Consider the following 10,435-nt stretch of genomic DNA (forward strand, 5'->3'; position numbering starts at 1 on the left):
CAGCGCCTCGGGGGGCTCGCCTTCCATGCGGCGCAGGATGTATCGGCCGAGCAGTTCGCTCGGTTCGTGGATCGGCAGGTAGTAGGTGGTGATGGGAAGGGCGAAGTACTGGCTGACATTGAGGTCGTCGGTCGCGTTGATCACCGCGTCGCGGCCGTGGACGAGGCCGCGTTCGTGGAAGCCGGAACAGGCGCCGAGGGCCGAGGCTTCGTTGGCGCAGATATAGGCGGTCGGCGGGTTCGGCAGGGCGGACATGCCAAGGACGTTCTCGCGGCCGAAGGCGGGGGTCAGGTGGCCGTGGGCGACGAGGGCGGGGTCGAACGGAAGGCCGGCGGCTTCGAGGGCCTCTCGGTAGGCGGCAATGGATGAGTAATTCGGCCCACGCTAGGGGAGCAGCCCGACCTGTCGCCCCTTAATCCGGCGTTTGACCGGCAGCCATTCGCAACCTTGCGTGTGGTTTCCGGTCATAAGCTAAGCTATTCAGGAGTTGACTTATGCACGGGGGAAAAGAATGGGGAAAAACATTGTCAAATTGACCGGTGCGGCAGCGATCACAGCGCTGGCGATAAGCGCACTACCGGCGCAGAGCGCAGACATCGAGACCGTGAGCGGCAATGGACAATGTGCGATCCGGATAAATGGGCTCCTCAATTCTGGCGACGCCGAAAGCTTTATCGAACTAATGAAAACCTTCGTGGTGAGCGATAGCGAAAGCAGTGAGGGCATTTCATCAGACCGCGCTGTCTGTCTCAACAGCCCTGGCGGAAGCTATATGGCAGGCCGGGAGATTGCCCAGCAGGTGCATGATCGAGGACTAACAACGCGCATTAACGCAAAAAGCGAATGCTTCTCAGCCTGTGCCCTGATCTTCATGGCTGGACGGATAAACGGAGCAGAGAGCGATACCGTCAGCCGCTACCTCCATGTCGACGGGAAGCTCGGCTTTCATGCACCGTATTTCGATCTCGCTCGCGATGAGACAATTAACGGAGAACAGGCTGCAAACCTCGTTCGTCTGAGTAGCATTGTGATCAGCGACTTCATCTCCTTTGGCTCATCGCGCTCAATCTTCAATATTCAACCGATGATCTCCAGTTCGTTGCTCGCTCAAATGTTGGCGATGGGACCGGATGAGTTGTCAGTGGTGGACACGGTGGAGAAGGCTGCGCGCTGGAACATCCAGCTTGAGGGTATCCGCGGTAGCGAGTTAGTGGGACGGGAAGGGGCGGTCCGTGCATGCCTCAACTTCCAAGCTTGGCTAAGTGACGAACCCAGCAAAATGGACTCTTTATCTTACTATCTGGAGGGAAAAGAGGACCTGGTCTCGTATAACCGTGGCGATAAGGTCGAAGTTTTTAGCAAGATTCAGACCGGAGGCATGGAAGATCGTCACTGCCTGGTCAGTCGCAGTCGGCTACCGGTTGAATCTCTTGCCATATGTTCGGCAGATGATTTCAACGGAATGCGGATCGGCGACTGTGCCGATGGCTTCTCTTACTGGGTGCCATGGTATTATGCGCTGGCCCCTTCGTCTCCGCTGGCCGCTCTGAAATAGCGATATCTATCTTGAACACCTCATATCCTTCCCTTGTTGCCTTGGAGGTTCCAGCTAGGAATCCGAGGAATCCCTACCGCATTTCATAGCTCAGCCTTCGGCACCACACGCTCCCGATATCCGAATGAACGCTGCTGATCTGCTCAATCTCTTCCTTAGTAGGAGGACGGTTCCCCTCCCCACGACATTCATCAAGATACCAGCCAACGCCACCGAACTTGGTGAACTTCAACAACAGCGGCTTGGCTGATCGAGTGATGAAATAGAATGCAATCCCGGACTGAACATCGAGGCAAGACGAATAGAAAATATCGTGATCACTCAGGCAGTTCCCTAAACGACGAGCCACATCGGAAAGCTCCTCCGCCGATTGTACCGGGATCAATCCGTCCGCCTTCCACGGTGGAGCGGGAAACGGAAGACAGGCAATTGCCTTGCGCACCGTGACTACAGGGTTCTTGGAACTGGCCAGTAAATTCAAAATGGCCACCGACCTTGACACTTCGACAACCCGCTTCACCAGCCAGGACATTTCTGCGATTTCACAAGCGGAAACACCCTTTCGTAACAAATGGCTGGTCATCCGAACGCTGACCAAATCAGTTGGCAGTTCGGCAATTGCAAAAACAACGTGAGGATCAATTGTTTTTGAGTGCTGCAATATCCTCGTCAGCATATCCCCACGGCTGAGCGCCACATGAGCGGATCGATAGAATTCCCTCGTTTCCGCACGGGATCCAAGCCTTGAAAGCAAACGAACCATACCTGATGGATAGCTTCCGTAAGCTCGTTTAAGGATCACCTTTCGCCTGTTTTCAGTCAGCCATTTACGGGTTGGCGGGCAATCATGATCACTTGCCGCAAGAGCCGCATGCCAAACGTGGCGTTGAGTGGATGTTGCAGTCAAATACTCACCAACATCGCCGCTTCCCCAGATTGCCATAACCGCTGGAGCGAACTCTCCCGCAACGTGCTCAATCAGATCGGGAACGGGAGAGGGTTTGGGGTTTGCATCAATTACGTGCTGTAAAACCATGGACTACGGCATCCACGAAGGAAGCGATCCATTCAACGGGTGATCTCCACCTTCAATAGTAATACCGTTTGTTCCTGAACAGGTACATCAACAGGTATACCGGGAACCAAAGCCCACCCGTCACGATGGTTATGAGGATGTGGATCCAATGCGGAAATCGGCGCAACAGATTCCCCTCCGCTCCCGAAGATGAAGACGACGCAGACGACGCCGAAGCCGCTGCACCGCCAGCATTCATAAACACGTTCGGGCTGTTCCGTTGCGATTTCAGAAGCTCAAGCTCCCGCATCTGATGGTCGAGAATTTCACCGCAATGACGGCACTTCTTCGACTTCGCATTGATCACTTCCGAGCAGTAGGGGCATTCGATTGTCGCCACCGATGGGGTCTCTTGCATTTCGTTCTCCACGTTACAGCGAGCTGCAATCTCGCCTTCAATTTATGGTCCTATATTACGTGGTTTTGTTCAAGCGCAAGTGATTGCTGTTGCACATGGAAGTGCAAGAGCTCGTCGGTTGGAATCTCAGGAGATTGCGTGTTGAGCGCAAAATTTCTCAGGACGATTTGGCTTTGATCGCTGAGGTCGAACGGGCCTATGTGGGGTATCTAGAAAGAGGGAAACGCAACCCAACTGTTGCAATCCTCGCCCGATTGGCCAACGCACTCGAAGTGCACATTTCCCAGTTGTTCATTCAGCCAGCAGACAGTGAGAGCAAGCCATCACCGCTTAGACCAGGGCGGCGAAAATCAAAATAATTGATACCGTTACAACGTATATACTTTCCACCATCAAACAGGCGTTGGAAGTATATGAAATGTCACCCCTATATCATCACTATCCCTAGCGAATGCATCAAATTTCATTGTATATGATATTACTTTATCTACCTCACCGGTATACCGCTTAACATCAACGTTCTCGATATCAATTGCACCGGTAGATTTCTCTATCATATTCTTGACAACCCTATCGAAGCACCCCTTCATTGAAGGGTTCATAAGCCAGACAGAATGTACATGGATGTTATCCAAGTCACCCACTTCACTCCAGTAGCGTGACCCATTCGCATCAATACAAGCAATACTCAGAGGCTTTTCAGCGTTTTCAACCTTATTATATTTTCTTCCTAATGCCTCTCGACAAACCAGATTATACAGATGACGGAATTGCTTTAGCTCAACCTCGCCAATTGCATACTGCTGATCCTCATCATTGTATTTTTGTAATATCTTACCCTGATTAAAGACCAGTGTTACGAGGTAGAAATTGGATATTAGATAACTCTCAAATGTTTGATATGCAGCTTTCTCAGCCTCATATCTTTCCTTGATTAAATCCCTCATCCACCCAACAAGTTCCTCACTATATTCAGATTTTTTCATTTTATTCATTGTTCATTTTTCCATTTCAATTCTTATAAAGGTCCGCTTTGTCGACCCAATTACCTTATCTAACTTAACTGAAATTACATTCCACTTCATTAAGTATTGTTCATGTTTTGTTCTTTTTTTTAAAAGGCCGCACTAATATGTGGGAAAAGCCGCTGATTTTAATAATATAAACCAAAAATATTAAATTATAATTATATCTTATATAAACAAACAATAAAACCATTTTTATAATCAGTTTATTTTTAATAATATTTAAACATAACAATATACACAATATACTCCCACCGGAAGGTAGGATGAAAATGTGCAAACGAATCGAATTAGAACGCAGAGGATAGCCGTAAGGTGGTTAGTTCGAGCCTATTTTTTCATTTAGGCCAAAGGCGTTGATGCTCGCGCACTATTCCATATTTATTTGTTAATTCTCTTTTCGATATCGCATAGCAATGCCCCACATTTTCTCGCCGCCAATATCGATTACGGTTTCACCTTGAGAGCGCCATCCTCTGAGCTCGAAGAATGTCAGCGCCCGAAAGTTACCTGAAGGGATTATTGCAGCCTTCACACCAGAGAGCATCACGTTGTGCAAAAGGCACGTTCCAACACCTGAATTCCTGAAGCGCTCCAAAACATAGAGGCAGGTCAATGCCTCGCCTGAGCACGCGGCAACTCCGATAATCTCCGAGCCCACGACAGCGATTTCCGCAAAGAATAGCGACTGAGTGAAGGAGCGGTCGCCTTTAGGTCGCCCGTATATCTCAAAGATGGCCTGGTGAAGGATTTGGTCAATCTGCACCACTTCTTGTGATGTGGCGCGGCGAAAATCACAGTTGAAATCGAGAGGGCTTGACGTCATCAACTCCTCGTCAGCCCATCGCCATTCACAGTCAACGGACGACACATCCACCAAAAAGCCAAAACGATGATTGGCCAGGTTCCCGCCTAGCGAGGAGATTCCTCAGTTGGCAGCCCGACGCACCGTCATTTGAACGTTCAGCTTCATGGCTAACTGGCTGTTGCAGACATTGCCAGAACGGCTGGTTAACGAAAGTTGACAATATGCATCTTTAGGTCAAACTACTGCTGATCTTATCCAATTAGCTTGTTTATGATTTTTCAGTTCGCTCCCGGCGGAGTTTCCACTTCGCCCGCAAAAACTCACTATATGGATCCATGCCCAAATAAAGTTGCTGCGTCAGATCGGCCAAAGTGTGCAGATTTTCGGTTCGGGTCACGCCTTGCTTGACGAAGGCAGCGCGACGACCACCGCACTCTTCCCAAGTCGAGTTGAGATTGTGAGCTGTGAACAACTCTGTTCCGGTCAGGACAATAACCGGTGCCCGAGAAAACCGTCTTCCCGAAACATATTCCCGCCCCCACTGAGAGAATTTGCGCAGCCTGGATTTTTCAGCATCGCTAAGCGAGGTTCCCTCTTTCATGGTCGCAAACACGCAGATTGATCCCGGAAAACGGATTGCAAGGCGCTTCATTCGCTCAATGTCCGCCTGTTCAAACGCCTCGCGTCCAAAACTCTTGGCTTCGCCAAAGACCGTAACTGTCGGATAGTCATTTTTGAGAATTTCGGTTCGCTGGTGCCAGAACATGAAGTCGGCTTCGATTTTTCCTTCGACACCAAAATCAAGTTCTTGCCCAGTCGACCAAGTCATTCTGGCATCGCTACCAAAACCCAGCGCAACAGCAAAAAATCGCAAGGCGAGCGCAGCGGCATATCCGCCCCGCGCATAGTCAGGTAATGCAAAGGGGCCGACAAGGCGGTAGGACCAGCGCGAGTTCTGACCGTTATTGGGGTCGGTTGCCGGAAAGCTGAAATTTTGTAGGCATAGTCCGCACTCGATTGGGTAACCCAACTTGTCAAGTGGCTGCCAACTCCAGCTTGAGCATTTGGCGCATTTTAACTCAAGGCCTATTTCCACAGCCTTGTTCTCGACCAAAGACTTAAACTCCCTGCCCCGCCAGATTTGGCCTTTACTCGCACTCTTAATCTTATTCTCAAACTCTTTATGGTGGATGCATCGAGAATGTGGTCTGCGCGAAACGCCATCAAGAAGTTTAACAATATCACCATGGGCTATACTGTGGGCACCACGCAGGCCACCCAAAATTCGGATAATTTGCTGAGCCGCTAATCCAGCATTGGATGGGATAGATTCGATGCCCTCAGTTTTGAACCATTCTTGAAAAGCGCGAGTACCATCAATCAACCGCAAGAAATGCGGCGAAGAATAATATTCGCAGGATGCGATAAAGCCTTCTTTACTGTGCCGTAGATCATGCCTCCCGAAAGCGTATCGGGCCGGCATAGGCTTCCTACAATCGGTTGGGAAACAGGTAGCTACCTGCCCGCCAGGGGCCCATTCCCTAAGAGTTATTACATTTACCCATCTGTTCTTGTTTCCGTATTTTTCCGCAAACTTAGGTTGAAGTGAATCCAAACGAATGTCCGGTTTCTCAGGATCAATATTAACGTCAATTGACTTTCTATCCGCGGCAAGGATTGACCTAGATGGGCGAGAATAATGATAGGATGCTGGTTGCCAAAAAGCCGGATACCAATCCTGCCGATAGTTATCCCCTTGTATATCAACTCTGAAGTAGTCATCATAAAGCTGATCAATTTTTGAACTTGGTATGGACCTCGCGAACATCACATTGGGTTGGATCATAATTCCGTTAGGGTTCCCGGTAAGCGGTCTATAGTTTCGTGCAATGAAATCCTTGGCAAAACTTGACAGGTCTTCAACCCATTGCACCGGAATCGGCAGAAGATCGCGCTTTATAGCCCGCAAATTCCAATAGTCGATCAGATCGGCCGGTTTGTGTGCATCTAGAACAAAAAGCGCAGGGTCAGTGCGCTCATTATAATCGATCTCAATTTTGGAATGCCCGACCGAGAGTGGTGATTGCCCGCCTTCTACGTACAGCTTCGCAAATGCAGATCCGTCGAGTTCAATTGATTTTGGCTCAAATGCTTCTGTAAATGCCTTAGAAAAATAGCCGTGATCCGCACTTTGTGGAAAGTCGCCGAACATGCACGCCACAAAAGCTTGCATATTTTCCTCTTTCGCTTTGGTGCGAATAATTCGGTGTTCGTGGCGACGGGCGAATTTGTATTCGGCTTCGTAAAGGTCGCGGTACAGATCGAATACGTCTAGACCATATCCGCGCTCAGATCCGTCATTTGCGCGAATTAGAATTTCATTGACTGAAATAATTTTGTCTTTTTCAAATCCCAAGTTTACACCGAGACCATCGGTAGCCTCTACTATAAAGTCAGGCTCAAAGAAATCTATGTATCCATCCAGTATCTGTTGTGCGGTTTCGATTGATTTATGATCTCGGCTCCACCACGGCGGAACTTTCTTTATAGCTGGGATAATTGGATTGAATTTCCCGCCCCATAGGCAGGTATTGATCTGAAAAACTTTGGTAAGTGAAATCATGTCGAAAGGGTTCACAATAAATGCAAACCGCACAGGGCGGAGACGGATTTCAGCGCTCAAACGCGACACAACGTACACCCCTCCTAATTCGTTCCGATATAAAGCTAGTAGATCACTGAGTTAGTAGCCAGCCGAATAGAACGAAAAACGAAAGTAACGGTCTGCTTTTGAAAGGCAGAGCCAGGTCGATAGAGTACGTCGGCAGTCAAAAATGAGTGGCCGCTTCCGTCGACCCGCAGCCCCTGATCCAGCTATTCAGCTCGGGGCCCCCAAGCAGTCTTTAGCTCTATCAACTGATATCAGCTCTCGCGCACAGGTATCTGGAAGATGTTCGTAGGCGTTAAATGCAAAGGAAACTCTCCCACCGCAAAGATGCCGGCGTCTTACCAACAGATTCCCAATGTAACTCACGCTAGGCAATAAGCTTGAGATGCTTACGCTCTACCTTCAGCAGAGAAATTGGCCGCGTTGAGGGCATTCACGATGTCACGCGCTTTACGAGTAACCACAGCCTGCTCAAGATGGGCATATCGCATTGTCGTTCGGATATCGGTGTGACCGAGCACGGCCTTGACCTCTTGAATGGACAGCCCGTTTTGAACAAGGCGCGTTGCGTGCGTATGCCGAAGTGTGTGGATCGTGCAATCATCCAGGCCGGCGCGACGGAACGCCTTGCGGATAGCAATCGCCGAATATCCTCGCCTCTCCCCCGCCTTGTTGGCAAAGACGGTCGGACCGTTGCTCTCCCTCCGGCGACGGCGAAGAATCATTTCCACCCGGTCCGTCATGTAGATTACGCTCTCGTTTTGAACCTTGGAACGCCATAGGCGTATTTCACCGTCGTTCAGATCGATGTCCTTCCACGCAATATTGGCGATTTCGCTATAGCGCGCGCCGGTATCGATCAGCATAACGACCAGATCATAGTTATCCTGCATCCATTTCTGGCGATCAGCACGACGAGAGGGTTCTGCAGATAGACCATTAGCGACGCGGGTCGGATCTAGCTCGCGCAACAAGCGGCGCTCTTCCTCAACACTCAGATACCGCACTCTGGAATTTGCTGTTCTAATCAAGGGGGCATCGATTGACGGGTATTGATAGCCGTTCTTTCGAGCAAGCCGGATTGCTCCCATCAAACAGTTCATTCCGTGCTTGATCGTCTGCGATCCGCACCCTTGGGATAGACGCTTCTGTCGAAACTGTTCCAGCGTATCGGAATTGACCTTCATCAGCAAAATCGAGCAGTCGATTGCTCTGAGAACGATCCTGATCTGACTTTCCAGATTGCGGTAGTTCGCGGTTCCAACCTTCGTATTCGCAAACCGACGAAGGGCGACCTCCAATGTGATCTGCTCCTTCTTGCCGAGCAGTAGTTCAGCATGGACATCAGCCCGAATCTTCGCCGCGACCTGTTCGGCAACCTTGCGGTCGGTCGTCTTTGTCGAACGGACTATCGTTCGATGATCGATCTGAAACTGCACATACCAGAACTTGGAATTTCCGCGTTTTACCAATGACATATTGCCTCCATGTAGAAGGCTTCCCGGCTGATTTAAGTTGGGGCAACGCGGATCACGGCACTCGCGCCATCATGATCGTTCAGCTCAAAGGACGTAATTACCGATCGTGAGTATGCGATCTATTGGCAACTCCGAAAGCTAGATAGGTACTTTCTTCCTAAGCTCGGCGCCCAATGTGGCATCGACCAGTTCCCGGGCATCGAGTACTGACATCCCCGAGGCCACTAAGTCGCGGAACTGATCTCTCATTCGAAGATGATACTCAGGATATTTCCGAAGCCCTATCGGCAACTTTACTCCGCCACGAAATGCCTCTTTTGCATCCCCATCAATTGTCTCTCGCCACTCGATGAATGGATCAGGGATAAATTGGAACGATGAAGGCGCACGGACCAATTGTGGCGTTAAACAAAGCCATTGCCCACGCATTTCTATCACAGAATGCAAAATGAGATCGGAGCCATGAATCAACCATCCCCAAACATGGCGGCTCCTCTTAGTTGGATCATTTGCTTCTTGTATGGCACAGTTTACATGACAATCATACGGAAGCATCCCAGCGGCCAACAACTCCTCTTCTGGTGGTCGCTTTACAGTAATCCGCGGTAGGGCGAGAATCTCGACAAGGGTAAACGCCTCCCATTCGGTTAGTGGAAAAGACAACGCCTCAACGTTCTGTAAAATTAGTTCGTGTAGCTCTTCTTTTCGGCGCTCGTTGCTGGCCAGTTCGCTGCATGCTCTTTCAGTCATATATTGCTTCCATTACTCCCTATTCAGCTTGAAACTCTTGGTAAATGGTATCGACGACACGGACATACAAGCTGTGTTTTAGTGAATGACGAAAAGTCAGCGAGCTTTGTTTCGTCTTTCCTTTGCAAGACGCCGCCGGCAATTGTACCAGTAGGTCAGGGCACCCTTCTCTGTCAGCGTAGCCCCCTCGACAAAGGCCTTGACGATCACGCCCTGCTCCATTCCTTCGAGCTTTTCATAGATTGCCAGCGCGGTATCGATCTTGGATTTACCGGCCTCGATCATTTTCCGCCCTTCCGCAATTGCTTCCGCAATGAGTGCCTTGTCGGCAGGAACGGCTTCGTTGTTTTTCGCCTTCGTCATATCGTCTCTCCTTGTTCGATGAGACGAAGATCCCCTCAGTTATCGACCCAGACAACGCGGTCCTTCAGCCGACCCAATCGAGCGGTAGACGCCGTATCCTATGGAAGACCACGCTGGATTAAGGTGGGCGATTACTGGTGCCGCGGCGGTGCGACGCAGTTCGCGTAAGAATGGCTTCAATACAATGCGTAAATTACGACTTACAAAGAGCCTCATTCCTGTCAAAACTGGTGCAACTTCTGGGATATTTACGAGCTAAAATTCCAAGGAAGACCAAGCTTGGGAATCCTGCTAAGCCACTGATATTATTGTAAAAGTGTGATTTCAGTAAGGTCTTTCAACCATGGCGGGTATC

General features: G+C 49.8%; 10 protein-coding genes and 1 pseudogene. 2 read left to right on the top strand and 9 right to left on the bottom strand.

The genetic code is table 11. From position 1 onward, the window contains the following. Positions 1-363, bottom strand: a pseudogene (locus tag ACZ1A1_RS24825) (substrate-binding domain-containing protein); the annotation flags it as partial. A 148-nt stretch (positions 364-511) separates the two neighbouring features. Between ACZ1A1_RS24825 and ACZ1A1_RS24830 the strand changes: the two are divergent. Continuing rightward, a complete protein-coding gene (locus ACZ1A1_RS24830; protein ID WP_463622050.1) occupies positions 512-1,555 on the top strand; it encodes a COG3904 family protein in 1,044 nt (347 codons plus the stop codon). A gap of 73 nt (positions 1,556-1,628) precedes the next feature. Here the strand turns inward: ACZ1A1_RS24830 and ACZ1A1_RS24835 are convergent, their stop codons facing one another. Together ACZ1A1_RS24835 and ACZ1A1_RS24840 are read right to left on the bottom strand one after the other, a co-directional pair. Then, positions 1,629-2,591, bottom strand: a complete 963-nt coding sequence (locus ACZ1A1_RS24835; protein WP_463622051.1) for a hypothetical protein — start codon at positions 2,589-2,591, stop codon at positions 1,629-1,631. A gap of 52 nt (positions 2,592-2,643) precedes the next feature. Continuing rightward, positions 2,644-2,988, bottom strand: coding sequence for a hypothetical protein (locus tag ACZ1A1_RS24840; protein ID WP_463622052.1), 345 nt, complete (start codon positions 2,986-2,988; stop codon positions 2,644-2,646). Between the two features lie 95 nt (positions 2,989-3,083). On the opposite strand from ACZ1A1_RS24840, the gene ACZ1A1_RS24845 reads away from it, so the two are divergent. Then, complete coding sequence (locus ACZ1A1_RS24845; protein WP_242219866.1) at positions 3,084-3,347, top strand: helix-turn-helix domain-containing protein; 264 nt, start codon at positions 3,084-3,086, stop codon at positions 3,345-3,347. 33 nt (positions 3,348-3,380) lie between these two features. On the opposite strand, the gene ACZ1A1_RS24850 is transcribed toward ACZ1A1_RS24845, so the two are convergent. From ACZ1A1_RS24850 to ACZ1A1_RS24875, 6 genes are all read right to left on the bottom strand, one after another. Then, positions 3,381-3,983, bottom strand: a complete 603-nt coding sequence (locus ACZ1A1_RS24850; protein ID WP_463622053.1) for a hypothetical protein — start codon at positions 3,981-3,983, stop codon at positions 3,381-3,383. 418 nt (positions 3,984-4,401) lie between these two features. Next, the gene (locus ACZ1A1_RS24855; protein ID WP_463622054.1) at positions 4,402-4,839 is read right to left on the bottom strand and encodes a hypothetical protein; all 438 of its coding nucleotides are present in this window, start codon (positions 4,837-4,839) and stop codon (positions 4,402-4,404) included. Between the two features lie 250 nt (positions 4,840-5,089). Then, a complete protein-coding gene (locus tag ACZ1A1_RS24860) occupies positions 5,090-7,513 on the bottom strand; it encodes a hypothetical protein (protein WP_463622055.1) in 2,424 nt (807 codons plus the stop codon). A gap of 365 nt (positions 7,514-7,878) precedes the next feature. Then, positions 7,879-8,967, bottom strand: a complete 1,089-nt coding sequence (locus ACZ1A1_RS24865; RefSeq protein ID WP_463622056.1) for a tyrosine-type recombinase/integrase — start codon at positions 8,965-8,967, stop codon at positions 7,879-7,881. Positions 8,968-9,105: 138 nt separating this feature from the next. Further along, entirely contained in the window at positions 9,106-9,717 is a 612-nt protein-coding gene (locus ACZ1A1_RS24870) for a hypothetical protein (protein WP_463622057.1), read from the bottom strand. A 96-nt stretch (positions 9,718-9,813) separates the two neighbouring features. Further along, positions 9,814-10,080 carry a hypothetical protein gene (locus tag ACZ1A1_RS24875; protein ID WP_463622058.1) on the bottom strand — a complete coding sequence of 89 codons (267 nt, stop codon included), beginning with the start codon at positions 10,078-10,080 and terminating at the stop codon, positions 9,814-9,816. Positions 10,081-10,435 lie beyond the last annotated feature (355 nt).

Source organism: Shinella sp. R2-11 (assembly GCF_055330205.1).